29 protein-coding genes are annotated in these 26,254 nt (G+C 61.3%); 19 read left to right on the plus strand and 10 right to left on the minus strand.

The features are described 5' to 3' along the window. Positions 1–87 precede the first annotated feature (87 nt). Positions 88–987 carry a LysR family transcriptional regulator gene (locus ACW9UO_RS04015; protein WP_457087693.1) on the plus strand — a complete coding sequence of 300 codons (900 nt, stop codon included), beginning with the start codon at positions 88–90 and terminating at the stop codon, positions 985–987. Between the two features lie 227 nt (positions 988–1,214). Here ACW9UO_RS04015 and ACW9UO_RS04020 read toward each other — a convergent pair whose 3' ends face one another. After that, a complete protein-coding gene (locus ACW9UO_RS04020) occupies positions 1,215–1,964 on the minus strand; it encodes a maleate cis-trans isomerase family protein (RefSeq protein WP_457087694.1) in 750 nt (249 codons plus the stop codon). Between the two features lie 141 nt (positions 1,965–2,105). On the opposite strand from ACW9UO_RS04020, the gene purL reads away from it, so the two are divergent. The 5 genes from purL to grxD all read left to right on the plus strand — a co-directional run bounded on the left by purL (position 2,106) and on the right by grxD (position 6,042). Continuing rightward, the gene (purL, locus tag ACW9UO_RS04025; RefSeq protein WP_457087695.1) at positions 2,106–4,265 is read left to right on the plus strand and encodes a phosphoribosylformylglycinamidine synthase subunit PurL; all 2,160 of its coding nucleotides are present in this window, start codon (positions 2,106–2,108) and stop codon (positions 4,263–4,265) included. Positions 4,266–4,270: 5 nt separating this feature from the next. Beyond that, entirely contained in the window at positions 4,271–5,140 is an 870-nt protein-coding gene (locus ACW9UO_RS04030) for a hypothetical protein (protein ID WP_457087696.1), read from the plus strand. Between the two features lie 70 nt (positions 5,141–5,210). Then, complete coding sequence (locus ACW9UO_RS04035; RefSeq protein ID WP_457087697.1) at positions 5,211–5,441, plus strand: BolA/IbaG family iron-sulfur metabolism protein; 231 nt, start codon at positions 5,211–5,213, stop codon at positions 5,439–5,441. A 2-nt stretch (positions 5,442–5,443) separates the two neighbouring features. After that, entirely contained in the window at positions 5,444–5,683 is a 240-nt protein-coding gene (locus tag ACW9UO_RS04040) for a hypothetical protein (protein WP_457087698.1), read from the plus strand. Next, positions 5,680–6,042: a Grx4 family monothiol glutaredoxin gene (grxD, locus tag ACW9UO_RS04045; RefSeq protein WP_457087699.1), complete on the plus strand. Its 363-nt coding sequence runs from the start codon at positions 5,680–5,682 to the stop codon at positions 6,040–6,042. The genes ACW9UO_RS04040 and grxD overlap by 4 nt, the downstream gene beginning before the upstream one ends. Positions 6,043–6,119: 77 nt before the next feature. Here the strand turns inward: grxD and ACW9UO_RS04050 are convergent, their stop codons facing one another. Together ACW9UO_RS04050 and ACW9UO_RS04055 are read right to left on the minus strand one after the other, a co-directional pair. Further along, positions 6,120–6,518: a cell division protein ZapA gene (locus ACW9UO_RS04050; protein WP_457087700.1), complete on the minus strand. Its 399-nt coding sequence runs from the start codon at positions 6,516–6,518 to the stop codon at positions 6,120–6,122. Next, positions 6,518–7,036, minus strand: coding sequence for a hypothetical protein (locus ACW9UO_RS04055; RefSeq protein WP_457087701.1), 519 nt, complete (start codon positions 7,034–7,036; stop codon positions 6,518–6,520). Before ACW9UO_RS04055 ends, ACW9UO_RS04050 begins: the two co-directional genes overlap by 1 nt. Before the next feature lie 219 nt (positions 7,037–7,255). On the opposite strand from ACW9UO_RS04055, the gene tkt reads away from it, so the two are divergent. Then, complete coding sequence (gene tkt, locus ACW9UO_RS04060) at positions 7,256–9,277, plus strand: transketolase (RefSeq protein WP_457087702.1); 2,022 nt, start codon at positions 7,256–7,258, stop codon at positions 9,275–9,277. Between the two features lie 49 nt (positions 9,278–9,326). Here tkt and ACW9UO_RS04065 read toward each other — a convergent pair whose 3' ends face one another. The 3 genes from ACW9UO_RS04065 to ACW9UO_RS04075 are packed head-to-tail and all read right to left on the minus strand — an operon-like array spanning position 9,327 to position 11,083. Continuing rightward, on the minus strand, positions 9,327–9,638 hold the full coding sequence (locus tag ACW9UO_RS04065) for an N-(5'-phosphoribosyl)anthranilate isomerase (protein ID WP_457087703.1): 312 nt from the start codon (positions 9,636–9,638) through the stop codon (positions 9,327–9,329). Between the two features lie 56 nt (positions 9,639–9,694). Continuing rightward, positions 9,695–10,666: a DUF808 domain-containing protein gene (locus ACW9UO_RS04070; RefSeq protein ID WP_457087704.1), complete on the minus strand. Its 972-nt coding sequence runs from the start codon at positions 10,664–10,666 to the stop codon at positions 9,695–9,697. Positions 10,667–10,702: 36 nt separating this feature from the next. Continuing rightward, positions 10,703–11,083: a DoxX family protein gene (locus ACW9UO_RS04075; protein WP_457087705.1), complete on the minus strand. Its 381-nt coding sequence runs from the start codon at positions 11,081–11,083 to the stop codon at positions 10,703–10,705. Between the two features lie 204 nt (positions 11,084–11,287). Here ACW9UO_RS04075 and gap (ACW9UO_RS04080) point away from each other — a divergent pair, with 204 nt between their 5' ends. The 3 genes from gap (ACW9UO_RS04080) (at position 11,288) to ACW9UO_RS04090 (ending at position 13,718) form a co-directional block, all read left to right on the plus strand. After that, positions 11,288–12,292 (plus strand): type I glyceraldehyde-3-phosphate dehydrogenase, encoded by a 1,005-nt coding sequence (gap, locus tag ACW9UO_RS04080; RefSeq protein WP_457087706.1) that lies wholly within the window; start codon positions 11,288–11,290, stop codon positions 12,290–12,292. A gap of 228 nt (positions 12,293–12,520) precedes the next feature. Next, on the plus strand, positions 12,521–13,186 hold the full coding sequence (locus ACW9UO_RS04085; protein ID WP_457087707.1) for a cytochrome b/b6 domain-containing protein: 666 nt from the start codon (positions 12,521–12,523) through the stop codon (positions 13,184–13,186). Continuing rightward, positions 13,128–13,718, plus strand: coding sequence for a helix-turn-helix transcriptional regulator (locus tag ACW9UO_RS04090; protein ID WP_457087708.1), 591 nt, complete (start codon positions 13,128–13,130; stop codon positions 13,716–13,718). The genes ACW9UO_RS04085 and ACW9UO_RS04090 overlap by 59 nt, the downstream gene beginning before the upstream one ends. Here ACW9UO_RS04090 and ggt read toward each other — a convergent pair. Further along, positions 13,612–15,441: a gamma-glutamyltransferase gene (gene ggt, locus ACW9UO_RS04095; RefSeq protein WP_457087709.1), complete on the minus strand. Its 1,830-nt coding sequence runs from the start codon at positions 15,439–15,441 to the stop codon at positions 13,612–13,614. The two genes, ACW9UO_RS04090 and ggt, sit on opposite strands and share 107 nt — an antisense overlap. Before the next feature lie 160 nt (positions 15,442–15,601). On the opposite strand from ggt, the gene ACW9UO_RS04100 reads away from it, so the two are divergent. Together ACW9UO_RS04100 and gap (ACW9UO_RS04105) are read left to right on the plus strand one after the other, a co-directional pair. Continuing rightward, positions 15,602–15,745, plus strand: coding sequence for a hypothetical protein (locus ACW9UO_RS04100; RefSeq protein WP_457087710.1), 144 nt, complete (start codon positions 15,602–15,604; stop codon positions 15,743–15,745). A 109-nt stretch (positions 15,746–15,854) separates the two neighbouring features. Further along, positions 15,855–16,856, plus strand: coding sequence for a type I glyceraldehyde-3-phosphate dehydrogenase (gene gap, locus ACW9UO_RS04105; protein ID WP_457087711.1), 1,002 nt, complete (start codon positions 15,855–15,857; stop codon positions 16,854–16,856). Positions 16,857–16,964: 108 nt separating this feature from the next. Here gap (ACW9UO_RS04105) and coaD read toward each other — a convergent pair whose 3' ends face one another. The 3 genes from coaD to ACW9UO_RS04120 form a co-directional block, all read right to left on the minus strand. Next, positions 16,965–17,459, minus strand: coding sequence for a pantetheine-phosphate adenylyltransferase (gene coaD, locus ACW9UO_RS04110; protein ID WP_457087712.1), 495 nt, complete (start codon positions 17,457–17,459; stop codon positions 16,965–16,967). 69 nt (positions 17,460–17,528) lie between these two features. Next, positions 17,529–17,966, minus strand: a complete 438-nt coding sequence (locus ACW9UO_RS04115) for a CBS domain-containing protein (RefSeq protein WP_457087713.1) — start codon at positions 17,964–17,966, stop codon at positions 17,529–17,531. A 73-nt stretch (positions 17,967–18,039) separates the two neighbouring features. Beyond that, complete coding sequence (locus tag ACW9UO_RS04120; protein WP_457087714.1) at positions 18,040–18,939, minus strand: LysR family transcriptional regulator; 900 nt, start codon at positions 18,937–18,939, stop codon at positions 18,040–18,042. A 112-nt stretch (positions 18,940–19,051) separates the two neighbouring features. Here ACW9UO_RS04120 and ACW9UO_RS04125 point away from each other — a divergent pair, with 112 nt between their 5' ends. The 7 genes from ACW9UO_RS04125 to mmsB all read left to right on the plus strand — a co-directional run bounded on the left by ACW9UO_RS04125 (position 19,052) and on the right by mmsB (position 26,247). Then, entirely contained in the window at positions 19,052–20,551 is a 1,500-nt protein-coding gene (locus ACW9UO_RS04125) for a CoA-acylating methylmalonate-semialdehyde dehydrogenase (protein WP_457087715.1), read from the plus strand. Positions 20,552–20,797: 246 nt separating this feature from the next. After that, on the plus strand, positions 20,798–21,217 hold the full coding sequence (locus tag ACW9UO_RS04130; RefSeq protein ID WP_457087716.1) for a hypothetical protein: 420 nt from the start codon (positions 20,798–20,800) through the stop codon (positions 21,215–21,217). An 88-nt stretch (positions 21,218–21,305) separates the two neighbouring features. Next, positions 21,306–22,433 carry a carboxylate-amine ligase gene (locus tag ACW9UO_RS04135; protein ID WP_457087717.1) on the plus strand — a complete coding sequence of 376 codons (1,128 nt, stop codon included), beginning with the start codon at positions 21,306–21,308 and terminating at the stop codon, positions 22,431–22,433. Then, positions 22,430–23,077, plus strand: coding sequence for a DUF2161 domain-containing phosphodiesterase (locus ACW9UO_RS04140; protein ID WP_457087718.1), 648 nt, complete (start codon positions 22,430–22,432; stop codon positions 23,075–23,077). The genes ACW9UO_RS04135 and ACW9UO_RS04140 overlap by 4 nt, the downstream gene beginning before the upstream one ends. 115 nt (positions 23,078–23,192) lie before the next feature. Beyond that, on the plus strand, positions 23,193–24,335 hold the full coding sequence (locus ACW9UO_RS04145; RefSeq protein WP_457087719.1) for an acyl-CoA dehydrogenase family protein: 1,143 nt from the start codon (positions 23,193–23,195) through the stop codon (positions 24,333–24,335). Then, the gene (locus tag ACW9UO_RS04150; RefSeq protein ID WP_457087720.1) at positions 24,332–25,378 is read left to right on the plus strand and encodes an enoyl-CoA hydratase/isomerase family protein; all 1,047 of its coding nucleotides are present in this window, start codon (positions 24,332–24,334) and stop codon (positions 25,376–25,378) included. The genes ACW9UO_RS04145 and ACW9UO_RS04150 overlap by 4 nt, the downstream gene beginning before the upstream one ends. After that, positions 25,375–26,247, plus strand: coding sequence for a 3-hydroxyisobutyrate dehydrogenase (mmsB, locus tag ACW9UO_RS04155; RefSeq protein WP_457087721.1), 873 nt, complete (start codon positions 25,375–25,377; stop codon positions 26,245–26,247). The genes ACW9UO_RS04150 and mmsB overlap by 4 nt, the downstream gene beginning before the upstream one ends. Positions 26,248–26,254 lie beyond the last annotated feature (7 nt).

The following is a 26,254-nucleotide window of genomic DNA, read 5'->3' on the forward strand; positions in this document are numbered from 1 at the left end:
TACGTGACTTTCCCATGTTAGCGTTATCTTTCCAATTTATATGTTTTTCTTGCAAAACAACGCTCCAGACTTCACGAAAGCGATCTTATGGATTGGGATAAACTCAGAATATTTCACGCAGTGGCGGACGCGGGCAGCCTTACGCACGCCGGTGACGTACTGCATCTCTCGCAATCGGCTGTCAGTCGACAGATCCGGGCGCTCGAAGAGAGCCTGAACACCACGCTGTTCCACCGACATGCGCGGGGGCTGATTCTCACCGAACAGGGGGAACTGCTGTTCGATGCGACCTCGTCGATGAACAAACGGCTTGAGGCGGCCTCGGCGCGCATTCGCGACAGCGAGGAAGAGGTGTTTGGCAGCCTTCGGGTCACCACCACCACCGGCTTTGGCTCGCTGTGGCTCGCACCGCGCCTGGCCAAGCTGTATGAAAAATACCCCGATCTCAACATCGACCTGATGCTTGAGGAACGGGTGCTTGACTTGCCAATGCGCGAGGCCGACGTCGCCATTCGGATGAAAGAGCCAAGCCAGGCTGATCTTGTGCGCAAGCGGTTGATGAGCGTCTGGATGCGGCTTTATGCGTCGCCGGAATACCTCGCGCAGAACGGCACGCCGAAATCGCTCGACGATCTCGCCAGCCACAGGTTGATCTGTCAGCGCACTGATTCTACCCAGGTCGGGGCCGGACAAAGCTTTGTCCAAATGCTTTTGACGCATGATTTGCGCTCTACCCTGACGGTGAACAACTATTTCGGCGTATTGCAGGCGGTGATCAACAATCTCGGCATCGGTGTGCTACCGCATTACGTGATCGAAGACTTCCCACGTGCTGTGCGGGTGCTGCACGACGAAGAAAGCGGAGAAGTCCCTGTTTTCCTTGCCTATCCCGAAGAACTGCGGCAATCTCGGCGCATCGCCGCATTCCGCGATTTTGTTCAAGAGGAAATCATTGCGCACCGCCGTCAAGTACGAGAACAGTCCTGAGGGCCGCGCCCTGACCTGATCCATCGCCCGGAAAATCAGCACTCTAAAAGTGAGGTATGCGCGCAACGCATATCAACTATGCTGCATGTGCGGCATGAATTTCCTTGCCCGACTCATACTCGCCTATTATTTCAACTTTATGAAGTCTGATTGCGCATCTGCGCATGACTTCATACCTCCCTGTTGGACTATGGCCGAGCTTAGTGCTCGGCCTTTTTTTTGGCCGCTCACAAGGTGAGCAGTTTGCCAAATCCTGCCAGCGGATCATGCACCCCCGACAGCCGTTGCATATGCCAGGCCAGCACCTGATTGCTTGACAGCACCGGCTTGCCGATTGCGGCCTCAATCTTGGCGATCACATCCAGCGTGCGCAGGTTGGTGCAGGACATAAACAGCGCCTCGCAATCTGATGACTCGGCCAGCGCGCAGGCCGCCTTGATCAATGAGGGTTCATCAATGCGCGCCACGCGGGTTTCTTCGGCCTCGTCAAAGCTGCCAAAGACCGGCGTGTCGATCCCGGCCGCCGCCAAAACTGCGCGCAAACCGTCGGAAACTGCCGCAACATAGGGCGACAGCAGCGCCAAGCGCGTGACCCCAAGGCTCTGACAGGCCGCGATAAGTGCGCTCACCGGCTCAGTCACGGCGCGGGTGGCACAGCCCGCCGCGATCAGTTCGGCCACCCGCCCCGCCCCGATCACCGAGGTCCCCGAAGTGCAGCCATATCCCACCGCATCAAACCGCACCGGGTGCGGCAGCATTCCGGCGGCGGCAGGCATCTGCGCCTCCATCGTCATCAAGGTTTCGCGGGTGACCTCGGGCGCGCTGGGAATGCGCGACACATATAAGGCCACGCCGCTGGCCGGCATCAGGCGGCGGAAATCATGCTCTATGGTTTCGTCCGCCTGCAACACAATCAGGCCAAGGCTCGCGCGATCGCCAATCGGCGGGCCAAGATCAAAGGGAAATATCCGCGTCACAGGTGCATCTCCGGTGTTGAAGCGACTGGCCCCAGACAACGCCCATCGTCGCACCCCGTCAATAGGGCGCGAAACCCGCATTGCCCCGCGCCTGCCCATGTCGTAAACGGTGCCCAAACCGGACCTGGGGACCAAACACCGATGCAAGAGCCAGAAATCACGCCCGATCTGATCGCCTCCCACGGGCTGAGCCCCGATGAATACGAGCGGATCCTCGAAATCATCGGTCGTGAGCCGAGCTTTACCGAATTGGGTATCTTTTCGGCGATGTGGAACGAACACTGTTCCTATAAATCCTCGAAGAAGTGGTTGCGCACGCTGCCCACCGAGGGCCCGCAAGTGATCTGTGGCCCCGGCGAAAACGCCGGCATCGTCGATATCGGTGATGGCCAATGCGTGGTTTTCAAAATGGAGAGCCACAACCACCCCTCGTATATCGAGCCTTACCAAGGCGCGGCGACCGGCGTTGGCGGTATCCTGCGCGATGTCTTTACCATGGGCGCGCGCCCGATTGCGGCGATGAACTCGCTGAGCTTTGGCGAAGTCAGCCACCCCAAGACCAAGCAGTTGGTCAATGGCGTGGTTGCAGGCGTTGGCGGCTATGGCAACTGTTTCGGCGTGCCCACCGTGGGCGGCGAACTGCGATTTGATCCGGCGTACAACGGCAACTGCCTTGTGAATGCCTTTGCCGCCGGTCTGGCCGACACCAATGCGATTTTCTACTCGGCGGCCTCGGGCGTCGGCATGCCGGTGGTCTACCTCGGCGCGAAAACCGGGCGTGACGGCGTTGGCGGCGCGACGATGGCCTCGGCTGAGTTTGACGACACCATCGAGGAAAAGCGCCCCACTGTTCAGGTTGGCGACCCCTTCACCGAGAAACGCCTGATGGAAGCGACGCTCGAGCTGATGCAGACCGGTGCCGTGATCTCGATCCAGGATATGGGCGCGGCGGGCCTGACCTGCTCTGCCGTCGAAATGGGTGACAAGGGCAAGCTGGGCATCCGGCTTGACCTCGAACTGGTGCCGGTGCGCGAAGAGAGCATGACAGCCTACGAGATGATGCTGTCGGAATCGCAGGAACGCATGCTGATGGTGCTGCGCCCCGAGAAAGAGGCCGAGGCCAAAGCGGTGTTCGACAAATGGGACCTCGACTTTGCCATCGTCGGGGAAACCATCGCCGAAGACCGTTTTCTGATCATGCACCACGGCGACTGCAAAGCCGATTTGCCGCTGTCGCAGCTGGCCTCGACCGCGCCGGAATATGACCGCCCCTGGGTGGAAACCCCCGCGCCAGAAGAGCTGACTGCGGTGCCGGAAATCGACGGCATCGACGGGCTCAAGGCGCTGTTGGCCTCACCGAACTATTCGGCCCGCAACTGGGTGTTTGAGCAATACGACAGCCAAGTGATGGCCGACACCATCCGCATTCCGGGCCTCGGCGCCGGCATCATCCGCGTGCACGGCACCAAAAAGGCGCTGGCCTTCACCTCTGACGTGACCCCGCGTTATGTCTTTGCCAACCCGGTTGAGGGCGGCAAACAGGCGGTGGCCGAAGCCTATCGCAACCTGACCGCTGTGGGGGCCAAGCCCTTGGCAACCACCGACAATCTCAACTTTGGCAATCCCGAAAAGCCCGAGATCATGGGCCAGTTTGTTGGCGCGATCAAAGGCATCGGCGAAGCCGTCGCGGCGCTGGATGTGCCGATCGTGTCGGGCAACGTCTCGCTTTACAACGAGACCGACGGCACCGGCATCCTGCCCACCCCGACCATTGGCGCGGTGGGTCTGATCGAAGACGCCGACCATGCGATCACCGGCACCGCCCGCGAGGGTCATATACTGTTGATGCTGGGCGCGGGCGAAGGCCACTTGGGCTGTTCCGCCCTGCTCGCCGAAGTGTTCAACCGCACCGATGGCGATGCGCCGCATGTGGATCTGGCCGCTGAAAAGGCCGCTGGCGATTTCATCCGCGACAACCGCGACTGGATCACCGCCTGCACCGATATCGGCGATGGCGGGCTGGCTTTGGCGGCCTATGAGCTAGCCGATGCCGGTGATGTTGGCGTGGTTCTGGACGTCACCGACACGCCGGGGCTGTTTGGCGAGGATCAGGCGCGTTACCTGATTGCCTGCAACTTTGATCAGGCCGAGGCGCTGATTGTGAACGCAGGTCAGGCCGATATCCCGTTGGCCACCGTCGGCAAATTCCACGGCTCCGACGTGGTTATCGGCTCAAGCTCCGCCCCGCTGGAAGAGCTGCGCAGCATATCGCGCGCCACCCTGCCCGACCTGTTCGGATAAAGGCGATGCGGCGGCGGCTGACCTTCCTGATCGGCGCGCACAAGACCGCCTCGACCCATCTGCAACGCGCGCTGGTGGCCCAGCGCGCGGTTTTGGCCGAGGCCGGTCACGGTGTGATCGGCCCGATGCCCATCGGCGGCGATATCCTGCCGCTCTCGGGCTTGCTGCATGGCCGGGCTGATCCCGCGCTTTTGGCGCTGGCCGCGGAGGGGTTCCTGCACAAACATGTCGGCGCTGCCGAGGATGTGCTTCTGCTCAATGAAAACATCCTCAGCGCCTCGCTTGCCCCCGATATGGCGTTCAAAGACAACCAACTGTACAAATTTGCGCCGGGCCGGGTGAAACGGGTTCTGGCGCTGTTTCCCGACCATGACATCCGCATCGGTCTGGCCATTCGCAACCCGGCGGGCTTTCTGGTGTCGGCGTGGCAGGAACACATGAAAGGCCACGCCTTTCAGCCCTTCCGCAGCTATCTGGGACAGGCCGATGTGGCCGAACTGAGCTGGCTGAAACTGGTGAAGTCCCTGCGGCAAGCCATTGGCGACAGAGAGATTTTCCTCTGGCGTTACGAAGATTATCCCGCCGTCGTGCCCAACGTTATGCGCCATTGCCTTGGCGCTGCGGGGGAGCGGATCGAGCTGACCCAGAGCGCCGCCAACCCCGGCTTTTCCGCCGATGCGCTGGCCTATCTGGAAAAAATCGGCCAAGTGACACCCGACACCAGCGCCGAGGCGCTGTGCCGCTTTCCCAAAGGCCCCGACCATCCGCCGTTTCAACCGTGGTCAGAAGCCGAAACAACCGCAATGTCAGAGCGTTACGCACAGGACGTGCGACAGATCGAGGCCAAGGAACTGGCCCAGATACTGCGCCCCTAACCGCGCACTGCCACTTGCCATCCCGCCGCACCAACCTTACCTTTTGCGACAAAGGACCAAAGGACATTCCATGCCCATCGACGCCACCGAAATCAAAACCCTGATCCGCCAATCCTTCCCCGACGCCGAGATCATCGTTCAGGGCGATGACGGCCAGCATTTTGCCGCCGAAGTCATCGACGAAAGCTTTCGCGGCATGAACCGGGTGCAACAGCAGCGTGCTGTCAACGCCGCGATCCGCGCCAAGCTCGACAGTGGCGAGCTGCACGCGCTCGCGCTCACAACCCGCGCGCCGGACTAGCCATGGACGCGGTCCTCATCCTGCTGCTCTGCCTGGCCATTTTGGGGGTGACCCTGATCCTGGCACGGCGGGCCCTGCGCGAGGATCAGGACAAAAGCCGCGGCGCAGAGCCCGGCGAAGGATACCACACCCTGCACTCGCATTACTCCTCGGGACTTGGCGGTCAAAGCCAGTCTTACAAGGTGCCCCGCGACCCGCAGGAATACGCTAAACGATTTGTTCCGAAGGGAAAAACCAAATGACCGATGCCAAAGATACCATCCAGACGACCGTAAAAGAAAATGACGTTGTGCTGTTCATGAAAGGCACCAAAGAGATGCCGCAGTGTGGCTTTTCCAGCCGCGTGGCGGGCGTGCTGAACTACATGGGCGTCGATTTCAAAGACGTGAACGTGCTGGCCGATGATGGCCTGCGTCAGGGGATCAAAGAGTTCTCGGACTGGCCGACAATCCCGCAGCTTTACATCAAGGGCGAGTTCGTCGGCGGCTGTGACATCATCACCGAGATGACGCTTTCGGGCGAGCTGGACACGATGTTTGCCGACAATGGCGTGACCTTCGACAAGGACGCCGCTGACAAGATCCGCGAAGCCAACGGCTAAGCCACCGGCTAAACCACTGTCGCACATGATTAAGGCCGGGCACTGGCCCGGCCTTTTCAATTCCGCAGCGGTACGAATTACTCCGCCTGCGCCTTTTCCTCGATTTCGCCCGCCAAAGATTCGGCCCGCGCCGCCAATTCGGCCAGCGTATCGATCACCGCCGCCGGCACCACCGGCACCTCGACCCGCTCTGCCTGCGGTTTGGGTTGATCGCGCAGAGTGTCGCGCTCGGCGCTCAACTCGGCAATCTGGTCCTGCAATTCGCGCACCTTATCCTCAAGCCCCGCCGTCTTGTCCGCCAGCATCAGCCCGGCCATCAACAACATCCGCCCCTCGGGCAACCGCCCGATCTGATCCGAGAGCACCTTGGCCTCGGTATCAAGCATTGCCGCCGCAGAGTGCAGGAAATGCTCTTCGCCCGGCTGACAGGCCACATCAAAGCTCCGGCCCCCGATCGAGATTGAAACTTCGGGCATCACACATCCTCCCTTGGGGCGTCACTTGGCAAAAGCTGTTTGAGCGCGGCGGCAATTGCCTCGGCCTCGGCCGTTTCGGCGGCGCGCGCAGCGTTCAGCGCTTCCAGCTCGGCGGACAGGCCCGCATTGATCAACTGTGCATCGGCTATGCCCGCGCCGTTGGCCTCGCGCAGGGCGCGGTTGTTGTCGCGCAGTTGGGTGTTGGCTTTGCGCAGGCGCTGAAGCTCAAGGTCGATCTGGGCGGTGGCCTCGGATTGCGCCTCGAGGCGTGATTTCGTCGTGTCTTCGACGTCTTCAAGCTTGGCATGCAGCGCCTTAATCCGCTCTTCGCGTTGCTGCCCGGCGAGGCGTTCATCCTCAAGCGCGGCCTCTGTCGAGGCCAGCTTGGCCTGAAGCGCGTCCACATCCACCTTGTCGTTTTCCGAGTCCTGGGCGGCCGCATCCAGCCGCTCTACCCCTTTCCCGATCCGTTCGATCGCAGCCGTAATCCTGCGCTGCAACTCCTCGATGTCGGCCATTTGCCTTGCCTTTCCAACTTGTCACGGCCGTCGCGCCGCGCCTGTCCTCAATCGCCCGCGAATCGCTTAACGCCAGCCTTTGACAAGAGTTTAACCAACCCTGTGGAAAAATGCGCCCCCATTGATTCAAGCACTTACACGACACTGTTCACCCCGCCTTGAACTCTGCGGCCCGGCTGTTATTGAGCAGGGAACACCAGCTCTATAAGGAACGCTCCCTTGGACATCGACGCGCTGAAATCTGCCCACCCCGATCATTGGAACAAAGCGGCGGCCATCCGTGCCCTGACGCTGGATGCCGTGCACGCCGCCAACTCCGGGCACTCGGGCATGCCGATGGGCATGGCAGATGTGGCCACGGTGCTGTTTGAAAAGCACCTGAAGTTCGACGCGGCCAACCCGCAATGGCCCGACCGCGACCGGTTTATCCTGTCGGCGGGCCACGGCTCGATGCTGCTGTATTCGCTGCTGTACCTCGTTGGCGACGCCGAAATCACCCTCGATCAGGTCAAGAATTTCCGCCAACTGGGCGCCAAGACTGCTGGCCACCCGGAAAACTTCATGGCGCGGGCGATTGAAACCACCACTGGCCCGCTGGGTCAGGGCATCGCCAATTCGGTCGGCTTCGCGATGGCCGAAGAGGTGCAGCGCGCGCGGTTCGGGTCCAAGATCGTGGATCACCACACCTATGTCATCGCCGGTGACGGCTGCCTGATGGAGGGCATCAGCCACGAGGCGATTGGTCTGGCCGGGCGTCACAAGCTGTCTAAGCTGGTGGTGTTCTGGGACGACAACAACATCACCATCGACGGCAAGGTTGATCTGTCGGACCGCACCGATCAGGTGGCGCGCTTCAAGGCAGCGGGCTGGCATGTGCAGGAAATCGACGGCCACAACCCCGATGAGATCGACGCCGCGATTGCCGAGGCGAAGTCGTCGGACCTGCCCTCGATGATCGCTTGCAAAACCCACATCGCGCTGGGCCACGCGGCGCAGGACACCTCGAAAGGTCACGGTGCCCTGACAGACCCCGAGCAGCTTGCCGCGGCGAAACAGGTCTATGGCTGGACAACCGGCCCGTTCGAAGTGCCCGCCGACATCAAAACCGCCTGGGAGGCCATCGGCCAACGCGGCGTTGCGGCCCGCAAAGAGTGGGATGCCCGTCTCGCGGCGGCTTCGGGATCGAAGCAAAAGGAATTCGAACGCCAGTTGGCCGGCGAAGCGCCCAAGAAGCTGTCGGCGACGATCAAAGCCCTGAAGAAGCAGATCAGCGAAGAGGCCCCCAAGGTCGCGACGCGGAAATCTTCGGAAATGGTTTTGGAAGTGATCAACCCGCTGATGCCCGAAACCATGGGCGGCTCGGCCGACCTGACCGGGTCGAACAACACCAAGACCGGCGATCTGGGCGTGTTTGACATCGACAATCGCGAAGGGCGCTACATCTATTTCGGCATCCGCGAACATGGCATGGCCTCGGCGATGAACGGTATGGCGCTGCACGGCGGCGTGCGCCCTTATGGCGGCACGTTCATGTGTTTCACCGATTACGCCCGGCCCGCGATGCGACTGTCGGCGCTGATGAAACAGCCGGTGGTCTATGTGATGACGCATGATTCCATCGGCCTTGGCGAAGACGGCCCGACCCACCAGCCGGTGGAACATCTGGCGATTTCGCGCGCGACGCCGAACACTTTGGTGTTCCGCCCCGCAGATACGGTTGAAACCGCAGAAGCCTGGGAAATCGCGCTGACGCAAGAGAGCACGCCGTCGGTTCTGTCGCTGACCCGTCAAGGGGTGCCGACGGTGCGGACCGAGCACAAGACCAAGAACATGGTGTCGCAAGGCGGCTATGTCCTGGCCGATGCCGAGGGCAAGCGCGAGGCGATCCTGATCGCCACCGGTTCCGAGGTTGGTCTGGCGATGGCGGCACGTGAGCAGCTGCAAGCTGAGGGGATTGGCGTGCGCGTTGTGTCGATGCCCTGCATGGAGCTGTTTGCGGCGCAGGACGAAAGCTATCGCAAGCGGGTTCTGCCGGGTGGTCCGGTGCGTGTCGCCATCGAGGCGGGCGTGCGCGCAGCAGGCTGGGATCGCTGGCTGCTGGGCGAACGTGGCCGCGAGGCGAAAGCCGGGTTTATCGGCATGGACAGCTTCGGTGCCTCAGCTCCGGCAGAAGAGCTTTATGCGCATTTTGGCATCACGGTCGAAGCGACGGTTGCCAAGGTCAAGGAACTGCTGGCTTGAGTCGCAAACCGATCCGTCAACGGATCGGCTAAAATCCATTGATGGATTTTCAGCTATAAGGAGGCCGGTTCGCAAAGGACCGGCCTTTTTCGTGTGCGGGGGCCGCCTCCGATCTGTCAACAGATCGGCCCCGATCCATTGATGGATCGGCACGCACCAAGAGACGGGCGCGCGCTGCATTGCATAAAACGATGTAGGTGCCGTTGTTCTCGATAAGCTGAAAGCCGCGCCGCGCCACTTCTTCGCGAAACCGGTCCAGCCCGGCGTAGCGTTCAATATCCCGCATCCGGCGCTGGATCACCCCGCCCCGGTTGACCGCCTGCGCCGCGAAAACCGCGTGCAGCCATCTGTCGGGCGTCATGTAATCGGGCATCTCTGGCATAGGCCACAGCATGCCCGATCGCAGTTAAGCGCAGGTTAATGCCCGCTGTCGCCAAACACCCGCCCCCACAGCGGAGCCACAAGCTTGGTTCCCACAGGGATCAGCACAACCCCGAGGGTCAGCCCCAACACGCCGTCAATGCCAGCCTTGCCCAACCACTTGACCGCCGCCTGCCACGCTTCGGGCACCTGATAGGCCAGCGCCGAGGCCCAGCCGTAAATCACCTCTTCCGGCCCGTGCCAGCCCATCTCGGCCAGCCCGTGCACAATGATCGATCCACCGACCCAGAGCATCGCCGCCGTGCCCACCACGAGCAGCAGTTTCATAAACGTCGGCATCGCCGCCACGATCCCACGGCCCAACGCGCGCGTCAGCCCAAGCCGCCCGCGCGCCGCCATGAACAGCCCCAGATCATCAGCCTTCACAATCAGCGCCACCGCACCATAGACCGCAAGCGTGATGCCCACCGCCACCGTCGCCAAAGTCGCGGCCTCCATCCAGAAGCTGCTCTCGGGGATCGCGGCCAAGGAGATCGTCATGATCTCGGCCGACAGGATGAAATCGGTCTTGATCGCGCCCTTGACCTTTTCCTCTTCGAGATGCGCCGGATCGATATTAAGATGGCTGCCGTCCGGCCCGCCGTGATCGGCCCCGAAGCCCAGCGCATGCGCCACCTTCTCCGCCCCCTCGAAACACAAATACGCCCCGCCCAACATCAGCAGCGGCGCAATAAGCCAGGGCGCAAAATTCGCCAGCGCCAGCCCGATCGGCAACAGGAACACCAGCTTGTTGATCAGCGACCCGCGCGCAATCCGCCAGACAATCGGCAATTCACGCGCCGGTTCAAACCCGGTGAGGTATTTCGGCGTCACAGCGGCATCGTCGATCACCGCCCCCGCCGCCTTGGCCCCGGCCTTGGCCGCCTGCCCGGCGATATCGTCAATCGAAGCCGCCGCAACCTTGGCAATTCCGGCCACGTCATCCAGCAACGCCAGCAAACCGCTCATATCATTCTCCTGTCCCGATCCCGCGCAATGTAGATGTCATCGGCCCGGCTGCAAGGCCCAGCGCCCTGCCCCATGCGCGCCAAGCACCAGACAGCCGCCCGCAATCGCCCAATTCTTGACGAATATCGTCATTTGCCAGGGATCCTCGGGCAGATAATGAAACACCGACGTCACCGCGCAATACAGCGCCAGCAAAACCGCCAGCACCCGCACCTGTACCCCAAGGATAAGCCCCAGCACCGCCAGCGCATTAAACCCCAGCGCCGGCCAGATCAGCCACTCCGGCAGCCCCCTGTCCGCCAAAAGCCCCATTGCCCCCGCCGGGGTCATCGATTTTTGCACCGCGCCGCCAACAAACAACAGCGCGATCAAAATGCGGCCCGTGAACACCGCGATATCGTCAAAGTGATTCCTCATCCCATCCCACATAGTGCGCCCCGGCCAAAAACCCCGCTGCCGATGTTATCGCAACCGGTCGCAGATAGCGCAAACAGGTTAGCGCCACCATGCGCGCCCCTGCCACGGTTAACGCTATCATATTGGAAATGTTCGTATTTTTCTTGGACATGCTGCGCCTGCACGGTAACACCTCCCCCAAGGGAAACGCGCAGGAGAAAAGCGATGACGGTGACTGTCGGGATCAACGGATTTGGCCGAATTGGCCGTTGCACACTGGCGCATATCGCCGAAAGCGCGCGCAACGATGTGCAGGTGGTCAAAATCAACGCCACCGGCCCGCTGGAAACCTCGGCTCACCTCCTGCGCTATGACAGCATTCATGGCCGCTTTCCCGGCGACGTGAAAATTGCCGACAACACGATGGATCTTGGCCGCGGGCCGATGGAGATGTTCTCGACCTACAATCCCGAAGAGCTGGACTGGTCGGGCTGTGACGTGGTTCTGGAATGCACCGGCAACTTCAATGATGGGCACAAGGCCGATGTCCACCTCAAGCGCGGTGCGAAATCGGTGCTGATCTCGGCCCCTGCCAGCAATGTTGGAAAAACCATCGTTTACGGTGTCAACCACCGCGATCTGACACCCGGCGATACCTTGGTCTCCAACGGTTCCTGCACCACCAATTGCCTCGCGCCGCTGGCCAAAGTGCTGGACGAAGCGATTGGCATCGAGCACGGCATCATGACCACGATCCACAGCTACACCGGCGACCAGCCAACGCTGGACCGCCGCCACAGTGACCTGTACCGCGCGCGCGCCGCAGCTTTGGCGATGATCCCCACCTCGACCGGGGCCGCCAAGGCGCTGGGTGAGGTGCTGCCCAACCTCAAAGGCAAGCTTGACGGCACCGCGATGCGCGTGCCCACGCCCAACGTCTCGGCGGTCGATCTGACGTTTCAGGCGGGCAAGGATGTCACCGTTGAGGACGTCAACGAAATCGTGCGCGAGGCCGCCGCTGGACACATGGGCGCGGTCCTGTCGTATGACCCCGAGCCCAAGGTCAGCGTTGATTTCAACCACACGCCGCATAGCTCGATCTTTGCGCCGGACCAGACCAAAGTTGTTGGCGGGCGCATGGTTCGCGTGCTGGCCTGGTATGACAACGAATGGGGATTTTCGGTGCGTATGGCCGATGTCGCCGGTGTCATGGGCCGCTTGCTGCACTGATCCTTCCGACCTCACCCAACCCCTTCCGCCAAAGCGCCCGCCCTCACCGGCGGGCGTTTTGCATGGCACACCGGGATTTTGCCCAAAAAACCCGAAACCGGCGTGAACCCAAGTTATACAGCGCCGGATTTGGGCCTTTCGGTGGATGTCATACAAAAGCGTCACAGGGTTATGTCAAACGGCACCCCAAGGCCGCGCCCTGCGGCGTACCGATGATTGAGGACCCGTATGGACCAGACCGCCCCCCAAATCGCAGCCCAAGACTCACAGACCTCAGGTGGGATTCGCGTTTGGGGGCGCATGGTGCGGCTGCTGCATGCAACGATGGTGCTAAGCTATGGTGCCGGAGTCTTTGTTTATGCGCCCGGCAGCACCGGGCATGTGGTGGCCGGTGGTGTGCTGGCGGTTGCGCTGGCGCTGCGGGTGATCTGGGGGCTGATGGGGCCGTATGACGCCGCGCTGTCGAAACTGCGCCCGTGTTGGACGGATATGCGCGACCAGATCAAGGATCTGTGGACCGGCGAAAAGCGGTTTGATATCGGGCTGTCGCCGCTGGGCGTGGCTTTGGCGGTGAACCTTCTGGCCACGATGGCGGGTGTCGCGATCAGCGGCGTGGCGCTTGGCCTCTTGGCCGCATCTGGCGACGGTCTGCTGGCGGACCTCCACGAAGCACTGGTGCTTTGGGCCAACCTGTCGATTGCGGCGCATGTGGCGGCGGTGATCTGGTCTAGCCTCAAAACCGGGGTCAACCTGCTTTGGGCGATGGTTAGCGGTGTCAAACCCCTGCCCGATGCCGTATATTGGCGCGATGAGCGAAACCCCGTCTCCGCGCCCGTTGCATCTGGTCTTGGTGATCCTCGCCCAGATCCTGAGCGCGACGTATTTCGTCGGTGACATCCTCTATGACATCCTGACCGAGGATATCTTTGCGCCCGAAGAGGCCGATCTGTTGCCCGAGGCGCTGATCACCCTGACGCTGGTGCTGGCGATCTATTTCGAGGTGCGTTTCCTGCGCATGCTGACCCGGCGCAAGACCGCGCTGGAACGGCAGGTCAATATCGCCGCCGGGGCGCTGCATGAGGTGATCGCGGATCATTTCGACGCTTGGGCCCTAACCCCGGCAGAGCGCGACGTGGCGCTGTTCACGCTCAAGGGGCTGACGATCCCCGAGATTGCCAGCCATCGCGGATCGGCCGAGGGCACGGTAAAATCCCAGCTTAACGCGATCTATCGCAAGGCCGATGTGGCCGGTCGCGGCGCGCTGTTGAGCCTGTTGATCGAGGATCTCATGCACGCGCCGCTGTTGGAAAATGGGGCCGCTACTCTCCCAGAGCAATCCCCTCACGTCGCGGATCAGCCCCCCCAGACAGACCAGCAGTCGGGCCACCAGTCGGACCACCAGTCGGGCCCTCTGCCAGCGAAATAGCGTGCAGTCCCGAGGTCAGCCCGCGCGCGCTGACCTCAAACCCCATCGCTTCGAGGTCAGCGGTCAGCGCCTCGGCGTCGGTGCCCGCCTCAACATCATAAGTGCCGAACCGGTTGACCAGATGCGGCATCGCCACGGCCTGTTGCACGTCCATCCCCCAATCCAGCACCGCAATGATCGATTGCGCCACATAGCCGATGATCCGGCTGCCACCGGGGCTGCCTGTCACCAGAACCGGCGCGCCGTCTTTGAGCACAATGGTCGGTGCCATGGACGAACGTGGGCGTTTGCCCGGCTCGACCCGGTTGGCGATGGGCATGCCATCGGCATGGGTGCGGAATGAAAAATCGGTCAGCTCATTGTTGAGCAGGAAGCCGCGCACAAACAGCCGCGAGCCGAAGCCGTTTTCAATCGTGGTGGTCATCGACAGCGCGTTGCCCTCGGCATCGACAATCGAGATATGCGAGGTCGACGGCAGCTCGATGCTCTCGTCATCGGCCCACAGCAGCGCGTGATCATATTCCGGCGTGCCGGGGCTTACCTCGGGCAGCGCATCATCGCCCTGCAAGAGTTGCGAGCGCTCGTCGAGATACGGCGCCGCGACAAGGCCCCCGGTCGGCACCGGTACGAAATCGCTGTCGGCCATGTAACGGCCCCGATCGGCAAACGCGAGCCGCGAGGCATCGCCAATCAGCCGCCAAGCCTCGGGCGACTGCGCCCCAAGCGCGGCCAGATCATAGCGGTCGAGCATCCCGAGGATCTGCCCCACGGTCAGCGCGCCTGACGAGGGCGGCCCCATGCCACAGACCTCATGCGCGCGGTACGGCACGCAGACCGCCGGACGCTCTTTGACCGCGTAAAGCGCCAAATCGGTGGTCGACAAAACGCCGGGATTGCCATCGGCGGTGCGCACGGCGGCGGCGATATCCTCGGCCACCGGCCCGGTGTAAAACGCATCCGCGCCGCCCGCAGCAATCAGGCTCAGCGTCTGGGCATAAGCGTTGTTAAACAGGATGTTGCCTTCGGCAAGCGGCCGGCCCTCTGGCATGAAATACGCGGCGGTCTCGGGAAAGCGCCCCAGACGCTCGGCATCCTCGGAAATCAACTGCGCAAGGCGCGGCGACACTGGGAACCCCTCGGTGGCATGCACAATCGCCTGTCCGAAAAGGTCGGCCCAATTGGCCTTGCCCCAGCGGCGATGCGCCTCTTCCATCAGCCGTGGCGTGCCCGGCGTGCCCACCGACCGCCCGCCAACAACCGCATCCCAGAACTGCAAAGGCTCGCCTGCATCGTCCTGAAACAGCCGGGGCGTTGCCGCCAACGGCGCGGTTTCGCGGCCATCAAGCGTGGTGACTTCGCCGCTGGCGGCGTCATACCAAACCAGAAAGGCACCGCCCCCCAGCCCCGAGGATTGCGGCTCGACCAGCCCAAGCATGGCCTGCACCGCCACCATCGCATCCGCCGCGCTGCCACCGGCGCGCAGCACCTCTGCCCCGGCCTCGACCGCAAGCGGATTGGCGGCGGCCACTATCCAGGTGTCGGCCTTGACCGGTGTGCCCGCAGCCTTGGCCGCCATCGCGGCATTGGCGGCGGGGCTCAGCATCTCGAACGCGGAGGATACGGAAATCTCGGCCTCTGGGGCGATCTCATCGGTGGCCTGCTGCGCCGCCAAAGGCCACCCGGCGACAAACGCCAACATTGCAAATCCGGTGATCTGTTTCATCGTGCCAACTCCCAATCGTCCCATTCAATCACAGGGAGAGCCTGCCACCATTTTACCCCAAGTCAAACCCTCATTTGCCCCGCACAGCCCCCGGACACATTTCGCGGTTGCCCCCTGCGACACTCTGCGGCAGGTTCGGGCCAAATCGGAGCCTGACACCATGACCAACCGCATTGCCTTCTATATGGGACTTGCCATTTTGGCTGCTATAGCGGTGGATTACACGCTTTACGGAACCACGCATTTTCTGTTTCTATCCAAGAAACTTTTCGAACTGATCGAGTGGGTCGCATTCTGGCGTTAAGGCCAGCGATTGACTTTCGCACGCAAATACGTTTGTTAGCGTTAACAGAAATCTGAATCGACGGGCGGCTTGGTCCGCCCATTCATAGCGTAAAGTTAGGGAGAACATCATGGCTGTCAAAGTTGCCATCAATGGATTTGGACGCATCGGCCGCAACGTTCTGCGCGCCATTATCGAAAGCGGCCGCACCGACATCGAAGTCGTGGCGATCAACGATCTTGGTCCGGTCGAAACCAACGCGCACCTGCTGCAATACGACAGTGTTCATGGCCGCTTCCCTGTCGAAGTGACCACCGGCGACGACTGGATTGATGTGGGCCGTGGCAAGATCCGCGTCACAGCCGAGCGCAACCCCGCCGACCTGCCCTGGAAAGACGTTGATGTCGTGCTCGAATGCACCGGCATCTTCACCTCGAAACAGGCCTGCCAGGCGCACCTCGACAACGGTTCGTCGCGCGTTCTGATCTCGGCTCCGGGCAAAGACGCTGACAAAACAATCGTTTACGGTGTAAACCACGACACGCTGACCGCCGAAGACCTGATCGTGTCCAACGCGTCTTGCACCACCAACTGCCTGTCGCCAGTGGCCAAGGTGCTGAACGACACCATCGGCATTTCCAAAGGCTTCATGACCACCATCCACAGCTACACCGGCGACCAGCCGACGCTGGATACGATGCACAATGACCTGTATCGCGCCCGCGCCGCCGCGTTGTCGATGATCCCAACGTCGACCGGTGCCGCCAAGGCCGTTGGCCTCGTGCTGCCGGAACTGAACGGCAAGCTTGACGGTGTCGCGATCCGCGTCCCCACCCCGAATGTCTCGGTTGTGGATCTGACGTTCGAAGCCTCGCGCGCAACCACAGTCGACGAAATCAACGCTGCGATCCGCGCTGCTGCCGATGGCCCGCTGAAAGGCGTTCTGGGCTATACCGACAAGCCGCTGGTAAGCTCGGATTTTAACCACGATCCGCATTCGTCGATCTTCCATTGCGACCAGACCAAAGTCATGGACGGCACAATGGTGCGTATCCTCAGCTGGTACGACAACGAATGGGGCTTCTCCAACCGCATGGCCGATACCGCCGTTGCGATGGGCAAGCTGATCTAAACCGCTTCGATTGCACACTGAAAAGCCGCCAGACCTGATGAGGTTCTGGCGGCTTTTTCATTTCTACATCAGCACGTTGCGACGCGACATTACAGCGGCACGCGAAGATTACTTACCGTAGCGTTCCTTCAGCGCCGTGTTCACCGCCGGCGTGACGAATTTGCTAACGTCGCCGTCCAACCGCGCGATTTCCTTGACCAATTTCGAGGCGATGGCCTGATGCCGCGCCTCGGCCATCAGGAACACGGTCTCGATTGAATCGTCGAGCACCCGGTTCATGCCAACCATCTGATATTCATACTCAAAGTCCGCCACCGCGCGCAGACCACGAATGATCACCCCGGCCCCAACATCGCGGGCACAGTCGATCAGCAGGTTCTCGAACGGATGCGCGACAATCTCGGTCTCGGTGTGTTCGGCGAGTTGCGCGCACTCGTGTTCAAGCATCGCAACCCGCTCTTCGAGCGTGAACAACGGGCCTTTGTCGCGGTTGATCGCCACGCCAATCACCAGTCGGTCGACCAATGCGGTGGCCCTTCGGATGATATCAAGATGGCCTTCGGTGATCGGGTCAAAAGTGCCGGGGTAAAGGCCAATACGCATGAAAATTGTTCGCTCGTTTCAGATCGTTTTCAGGGTCTTGAAGGTATCAGCTTGAAAATGCAAGCGGGCCTAGTGGCCCATAATCATGCCTTCCAGCGCGTCTTTTTCCATCGCCAATTCGGACAGTCGCGCCTTGACCACATCGCCGAGCGTGATCAACCCGACAAGTTCGCCATCCTCGATCACCGGCATGTGGCGAAAGCGGCCTTCGGTCATCCGGGCCAGCACGCTGTCGGCCTGTTCATCGCGGGTGGTGGTTTGCAGGTTCGAAGTCATGTGATCCGCGACCTTCTCATCAAGACAGCTCGGCCCGATCTTGGCCAGCTCGCGCACGATGTCACGTTCCGACAGGATGCCCGAGGCGGTTTTGCCGCCGTCGTCGGATATGATCACTGTCCCGATCCGCTTTTCCGCAAGGATTGCGGTCGCTTCCGAGACAAGCGTGCCAGAGGTCACGGTGACCACAGAGGTATCCGCCTTGGACTTGAGAATTTGCTGGACCAGCATGTCGCGTTCCTTGCCTTCGTTGTTTCTCTCAGCTTTCCCGCAAGTCCTTCTGCTGTCAAGCAATCCCCGAGACTTATTGCACCAAGGCCTCTAACCGGGCCAGTTCCGCGCGCATTTCACCGGCCAGCGCGGCGGCAAAGCGGTTCATCCGGTCCAAACGCCGGTCATCCGCGTGCCGAACAAGGTAAAACGCCCGCGAAAGGGAAACGTCCTGCGCCAGAACCTTGCGCAACTCAGGGGCAAACGGCAGCGCAAAGTCGTGAACGAATCCGACGCCGCCGCCCTGGCGCAGCCAATTAAGCTGGACCGAGACCGAATTTGACGCCAGTTGCACCTGATCGAGCCCCATTTCAGACAGGTAATCCAACTCGCGGTCAAAGATCATGTCCGCAATATAGCCAACGATGCGGTGGCTTTTCAGATCGCTCACCTCGGTGATCTCGGGGCGTTGATCAAGGTAGTCGCGCGCCGCCGCGATGTGCAGGCGATAGTCGGCAATCTTCTGCACGCTAAGCCGCCCCGCCGTGGGTGGGCTGACCGAAATCGCCAGATCCGCCTCGCGCTTGGACAGGTTGACCACGCGTGGCTGCGACAGGATCTGGATTTCCAGCTCGGGATTGTCGCGCGACAGCGCCGCGCAGACCTGCGGCAGCAGAAAGTTGGCACAGCCGTCCGGCGCGCCAATGCGAATTTGCCCGCTCAGCCCGCCGGTTTCACCCGCCAGCGCCTCGGCCGCGCCTTGCGTGGCAAGCTCGGCCCGTTCCGCGTGGGGCAACAGCCGCTGCCCTGCATCGGTCAGCGCGTAACCCTGCGGTGACTTGGCAAACAGCGGCTGGCCCAACGTCTGTTCCAACCGGGCAATCCGCCGCCCCACCGTGGCCGGATCAATCCGCAGACTGCGCCCGGCGGCCGAAAGGCTTTCATGCCGCGCCACTGCCAGAAAGATCCGAATGTCGTCCCATGAGTCCATCACAGTGCCCTAGCAGAGAGCTTTGCATAAATGCAAAACCTGTTTGGAATATTGCCGCTTCCCGTAGCGAATTTGCAAGACTATCGTATCGTCAACCGAACTGGAGGAGACCCCCATGGAAATGATCAAAAACTACATCGACGGTGCCCTTGTTGAAAGCACCTCGACCCGCACCGCCGACGTGATGAACCCCGCCACCGGCGAAGTGCAGGCGCAGGTCAGACTGTCGAGCAAAGCCGAGCTGGACGATGCCGTGGCCCGCGCCGCCCAAGCCCAGAAGACCTGGGGCGCCACCAACCCGCAGCGCCGCGCGCGGGTGATGATGAAGTTTGGCGCGCTGATCAACGAGAACATGGACAAACTGGCCGAGCTGGTCAGCCGCGAGCACGGCAAGACCCTGCCCGACGCCCAAGGCGATGTGCAACGCGGTCTCGAAGTGGTCGAGGTGTGCATGGGCGCGCCTGCGATGCTCAAAGGCGAATACACCGACAACGGCGGCCCCGGCATTGACCTCTATTCCATGCGCCAGCCGCTGGGCGTTGTGGCCGGGATCACCCCGTTCAACTTCCCCGCGATGATCCCGCTGTGGAAAATGGCCCCGGCGCTGGCCTCGGGCAACGCGATGATCCTCAAACCGTCCGAGCGGGTGCCCTCGACCTCGCTGATGCTGGCGGAACTGCTGAAAGAAGCGGGCCTGCCCGATGGCGTGTTGCAGGTGGTGAACGGCGACAAGGAAGTTGTCGATGCGATCCTCGACAATGAGACAATCGCCGCCGTTGGCTTTGTCGGCTCGACCCCAATTGCGCAGTACATCTATGGCCGCGCCGCGAATAATGGCAAGCGCGCCCAATGCTTTGGCGGTGCCAAGAACCACATGATCATCATGCCCGACGCCGATCTCGACAAGGCGGCAGATGCGCTTGTTGGTGCCGGTTTCGGCGCGGCTGGCGAACGCTGCATGGCGATTTCGGTCGCGGTTCCGGTGGGCAAGGAAACTGCCGATGCGCTGATGGAACGGCTGATACCGCGGGTCGAAAAGCTCAAGGTCGGGCCGTATACGTCGGGCGACGATGTAGATTTCGGCCCGGTCATCACCGCGCAATCCAAAGCGCGGATCAACGGTCTGGTCGACAGCGGTGTCGAGCAAGGGGCAAAACTGGTGATCGACGGGCGCGACTTTAAACTGCAAGGCTATGAAGACGGATTTTTCGTTGGCCCTTCGCTGTTTGACAACGTCACGCCGGACATGGACATCTATAAAGAAGAGATCTTTGGCCCGGTGCTGAGCCAGGTGCGCGCCGAGACGTATGAAGATGCGCTTAATCTGATTATCGACAATGATTATGGCAATGGTACTGCCATTTATACCGCCGATGGCGACACCGCGCGCGACTTTGCCCATCGGGTGAATGTTGGCATGGTCGGGATTAACTTTCCGATTCCCGTGCCGCTGAGCTATCACACCTTTGGCGGGTGGAAAAAATCGGCATTTGGCGATCTCAACCAATACGGTCCCGATGCATTCCGTTTTTATACAAAAACAAAAACCGTGACCGCACGCTGGTTCTCGGGGATCAAAGACGGCGGAGAATTCAACTTCAAGGCGATGGACTGACGTCTCGCAACCATTTGAAAACATGTATCATGGGCGGCCGTCTGGCCGCCCTTTTTCGTGTCGCTCGTTAGCATTCGCAAAGCCGCCTGGTACGATTATTTCGCAAAAGTGTGGGAAAATGGGACTAAATTTCCCGCGATTTCTCAAAATTTAAGGCTTGTAGCGCGCAGAAAGTCCTTTAATAATCTTTGTAGATTAATACAGCACGTGATATTCTGCGTGCTGACGGTCTAGGAGGCCGATAGTATGAGCATTGATTTTTTCCATGAACCCCGACACCAACTCGCGATAATTCGTGTAAGCGGAACGGTGTCCACAGACACCTGTACCGAAGTTTTTAGCAAGCTGGTCGAATTCAATCCGGAGACCGCCTCGAAAAAGGTGTTCTATGACATGTCCGGCGTTGAAAAGTTCGAGTTGGATTTTGACGATTTGCATGACCTCGTTGCGCTGCGCCGCGATTATTACGGGGCGGATCAGGTGACGCAGATTTCGATCTGGGCGATGCAAGATCTCGCCTTTGGGATGAGCCGAATGTACAGCTCGCTTCTTGGACAATTTAAATCCATCGAAGTGGATGTATTTCGCGATCTGACCTTGGCGGCTGAATACCTCGACGTTCCGATCGAGCTGATCGCCCCTGACAAGATTGCGCGCCGCGCCTGACAGCCGCCCCCTTGCCCCCGATTTGGCGATTGTGTCAATGTGACGGGCAACACGCCTGACCACCACGGCGTCGATCTGAGGGCTTGCCATGCACACTCCTGATTTCACGATTGGAATCGAAGAAGAATACCTGTTGGTCGACCGCGACAGTCTTGCCTTGGTCGAGGTGCCCGACGCCATGCTGGCCGACTGCAAGGCCGCTTTGGCCGATCAGGTCAGCCCCGAATACCTTCAATGTCAGATTGAGATTGGCACCGGCGTATGCCGCACAGTGGCCGAGGCGCGCGACGATCTCCGCCGGTTGCGCAGCACCATCGCCGAGTGTGCGGCCAAACATGGTGCCGCCCCGATTGCCGCCTCCTGCCACCCTTTCGCCGATTGGAAAAACCAGCACCACACCGACCGCGAGCGCTATAACCAGCTGCGCCAGGATTTGGGCGGCGTGGTGCGGCGGATGCTGATTTGCGGCATGCATGTGCATGTCGGTTTGGGCGACGATGCCTTGCGCGCCGATCTGCTGGGACAGCTCAGCTATTTCCTGCCGCATCTGCTGGCGCTGTCCACTTCCTCGCCGTTTTGGCAGGGCGAAGACACCGGCCTAAGCTCGTATCGTATCTCGATTTTTGACAATCTCCCCCGCACCGGCCTGCCGCCCCAGCTTAATTCCTGGGATGAATACACCCGTTCGGTTGATGCGCTTGTCGATCTTGGGTTGATCGAAGACAGCAGCAAGATCTGGTGGGATTTGCGGCCCTCGCATCAATATCCGACGCTGGAGACCCGGATTTGCGATGTCTGCCCTCGGATGGAAGACACGCTGACGCTGGCGGCGGTGATCCAATGCCTCACCCGGATGCTGTGGCGGCTGCGGGTGAAAAATCAACGCTGGCGGATGTACGACCGGTTTCTGATCGCGGAAAACCGTTGGCGCGCACAGCGCTATGGCATCACCGAGGGGCTGATCGATTTCGGCCGGGGCGAGATTATCCCGATGGCGGAACTGGTGTCAGAGCTGACCGAGCTTTTGGCCGAAGACGCCGAGGCCCTGGGATGCACCGCCCAACTCGAGCATTTGCAGGTCATCCTTGACCGTGGCACTTCGTCCACCCGGCAACGGGCGGTGCGCGCCTCGGCCGAGGCGGCGGGGGCCAATCACGAAGCGCAGATGCGGGCGGTTGTCAGCCATCTGATCGAGGAATTTCAGGCCGATCTGTGAAGGAAACCGAGCTTTATCCGTATGTTAAGGCCCTGCTCGAAAGTCAGGGCTATGAGGTCAAGGCCGAGATCGGTGCCGCCGATGTGGTGGCGTTGCGCGACGGCGATGACCCGGTGATTGTCGAGCTGAAAACCGGCTTTGCGCTGACCCTGTTCCATCAGGCCATCGCGCGCCAAACGGTAACGGATTGCGTCTATATTGCCGTGCCGCGCGTCACCGGCAAACGGTTTCAGCGCGCGCTGAAAGAGAACAAGAGCCTGTGCCGCCGGCTCGGCCTTGGGCTGATCACCGTCCGGCTCAGCGATGGCCACACCGAAATTCACCTTGATCCCGCCGCGTTCACCCCGCGCAAGGTCAAATCCCGCCAGACCCGGCTGCTGCGTGAATTTGCCCGCCGCGAGGGTGATCCCAATCTTGGCGGTGCCGCCCGCAACAGCCCGCTGGTGACGGCCTATCGGCAAGACGCGCTGAAACTCGCCGCGCATCTTGCGACGGAGGGCGCCTGCAAATGCGCCGATATCCGCAAAGCCACCGGCGTGTCGGCGGCGACGCGGATCATGGCAGACGATCATTACGGCTGGTTCGAACGGGTTGCGCGCGGGGTCTATCAGCTTACGCCGCGCGGGGCGAACGCCCTGCCCTAAACCCACGCTTTGTTTGCGCCACCACCGCCGGATTCGCGCTATTATTTCCTTGCATTTAACCTGCACCTTGCCGATAATTGAACAGACATTCAATTCACGGCAGAGGGGGGCTTCCATGGATTTTGCACTCACCGAAGAACAGACCGCCATTTTCGACATGGCCTACGCGTTTGGACAGGAACAGATCGCGCCCCACGCGCGCGACTGGGAGGCCGCGGGCAACATCCCAAAAGAGCTTTGGCCGCAGATCGGCGAACTCGGGTTTGGCGGGTTGTATGTGTCCGAAGACAGCGGCGGCTCCGGCCTCACACGGCTTGATGCGACGCTGGTGTTTGAAGCGCTCAGCATGGCCTGCCCCTCGGTCGCGGCGTTCCTGTCGATCCACAACATGTGCGTCAAGATGATCGATACCTTCGGCTCTGACGACCTCAAGGCGCGCTATCTGCCGGGCGCAATGACGTTGGACACGGTGTTTTCCTACTGCCTGACCGAGCCGGGATCGGGGTCGGACGCCGCCGCGCTCAAGACCCGCGCGACCAAGACCAACGAGGGCTATCGCCTTACCGGCACCAAGGCGTTCATCTCGGGCGGCGGCTATTCCGACGCCTATGTGGTGATGTGCCGAACCGGCGAAGACGGCCCGCGCGGCATCTCGGCGATGGTGGTCGAAGACGGCACCGAGGGGCTAAGCTTTGGCGGGCTCGAAGACAAGATGGGCTGGAAAAGCCAACCCACCCGGCAAGTGCAGATGGACGATTGCCCGGTTCCGGCGGAAAACCTGCTCGGGGAAGAGGGCAAAGGTTTCAAATACGCGATGGCGGGGCTTGATGGCGGGCGGCTCAATATCTCGTCCTGTTCGCTGGGCGCGGCGCAGACCGGGCTTGATATGACGCTGAATTACATGAGCGATCGCAAGGCCTTTGGCAAAAGCATCGACCAATTCCAAGCGCTGCAATTCCGCCTCGCAGACATGGAGATCGAAATGCAGGCCGCGCGCACCCTGCTCCGCCACGCCGCGTGGAAGCTTGACACTGGCGCGCCCGATGCCACGCCGTTTTGCGCGATGGCCAAGAAGTTTGTCACCGAAACCGGCAGCTCTGTGGTTGATCAATGCCTGCAATTGCACGGCGGTTACGGCTATCTTGCCGACTATGGCATCGAGAAACTGGTGCGCGATCTTCGCGTCCATCAGATCCTTGAAGGCACCAATGAAATCATGCGCGTGATCGTCGCGCGCCATCTTCTGGCGAACCGATGAGCGATATTTCGATCCGAAAAACCGGCCGCACCGGTCGCATCACCCTCACCCGCGCAGGCGCGCTTAACGCGCTGAGCTATGACATGTGCATGGCAATCGACGCGGCGCTTATTGATTGGGCCGATGATCCCGAGGTTGCGATGCTGGTGATCGATGCCGAGGGCGAAAAGGCGTTTTGTGCCGGCGGCGATATTGCCGAAATGTATGCCACCGGCACGGCGGGCGATTTCGACTATGGCCGGCGGTTTTGGCGCGATGAATACCGGATGAACGCCCGGTTGTTCGAGTTTCCCAAACCTGTGGCAAGCTTTCTGCAAGGCTACACCATGGGCGGCGGCGTTGGCATTGGCTGTCACGGCTCGCACCGCGTGGTCGGTGACACCTCGCGCATCGCCATGCCCGAATGTGGCATTGGCCTTGTGCCCGATGTTGGCGGCAGCCTGATGTTGGCGCGCGCGCCAGGGCGGCTTGGCGAATACCTGGGCTTGACCGGCACCCGCATGGGCCCTGGCGATGCAATCTATGCCGGTTTTGCCGATTTCTACATCCCCGAGGCCAACTGGCCGCAGCTGATCACCGAGCTCGAGCGCACCGGCGACTGGGACCTGATCGACAATGCGGCCTCTGCGCCGCCCGACAGCCCGCTTGCCGCGCAACAGGCCGATATCGACGCGACGTTTGGCGGCGAAACCCTGCGCGACGTGCTGAATGCATTGGACCACGCCGGCACCGCTTTTGCCGCCGGCGCGCTTAAAACGCTGGCGCGCAACAGCCCGCTTGGCATGGCCTGCGCTTTGGAGATCATCCACCGCAATCGCGGCCCCGGCGGCACGATCCGCCGCGCGCTGAAGATGGAGTACCGCTTTACTGCACGCTGCATGGAGCATGGCGACTTTATCGAAGGCATTCGCGCCGCCATAATCGACAAAGACAAAAGCCCGAAGTGGCGCGATGATCTGCGCGAACTCAAACAGCTGCGGGTGACACAGATGCTGATGCCGCTGGGTGCGGATGGGCTGACATTTGGAGAGACGCAGACATGAAAATCGGGTTTATCGGGCTGGGCAACATGGGTGGGCCAATGGCCGCCAACCTTGCAAAAGCGGGCCACGCTGTGACCGGCTTTGATATGGCAAACGTGGCGATTGACGGCGTTGCAATGGCCGGATCGGCGGCCGAGGCCGCGCAGGGCGCGCAGGTGGTGATCACCATGCTGCCCAACGGCGATATTCTGCGCGCCGTGGCCGGCGACATTGTGCCGGTGATGGACAAGGGCGCGGTGTTCCTCGACTGCTCGACCGTCGATGTGCAAAGCGCGCGCGACGTGGCCGAACTGGCGCAAAATGCCGGGCTCGAGCCGCTGGATGCGCCGGTCTCGGGCGGTGTCACCGGGGCGGCGGCAGGCACGCTGACGTTTATGGTGGGCGGCTCCGATATGGGCTTTGCTGCGGTCAAGGAGCTGTTCGATGTGATGGGCCAAAAGGCGGTGCTTTGCGGGCCATCAGGCAATGGCCAGGCCGCCAAAATCTGCAACAACATGATCCTTGGCGTCACCATGATTGCCACCTGCGAAGCCTTTGCTTTGGCTGACAAATTGGGCCTCGACCGGCAGGCGATGTTCGATGTGGTCTCGACCTCCTCGGGCTATAGCTGGACGATGAACGCCTATTGCCCGGCCCCCGGCGTCGGCCCCAAAAGCCCCGCTGACAATGGCTATCAGCCGGGGTTCGCCTCGGAACTGATGCTCAAGGATCTGAGGCTCAGCCAACAGGCCGCCGAAGCCGCCGATGCTGACACCCCGATGGGCCGTGCCGCGCGCGATCTTTATGCGCAGTTTGTCGAGGCCGAAGACGGCAAGGGCCGCGACTTTTCGGCCATGTTGCCCCGGTTCGAAACCCGGGGACGCGGCTAAGGAACTT

The organism is Marinovum sedimenti (assembly GCF_054052205.1).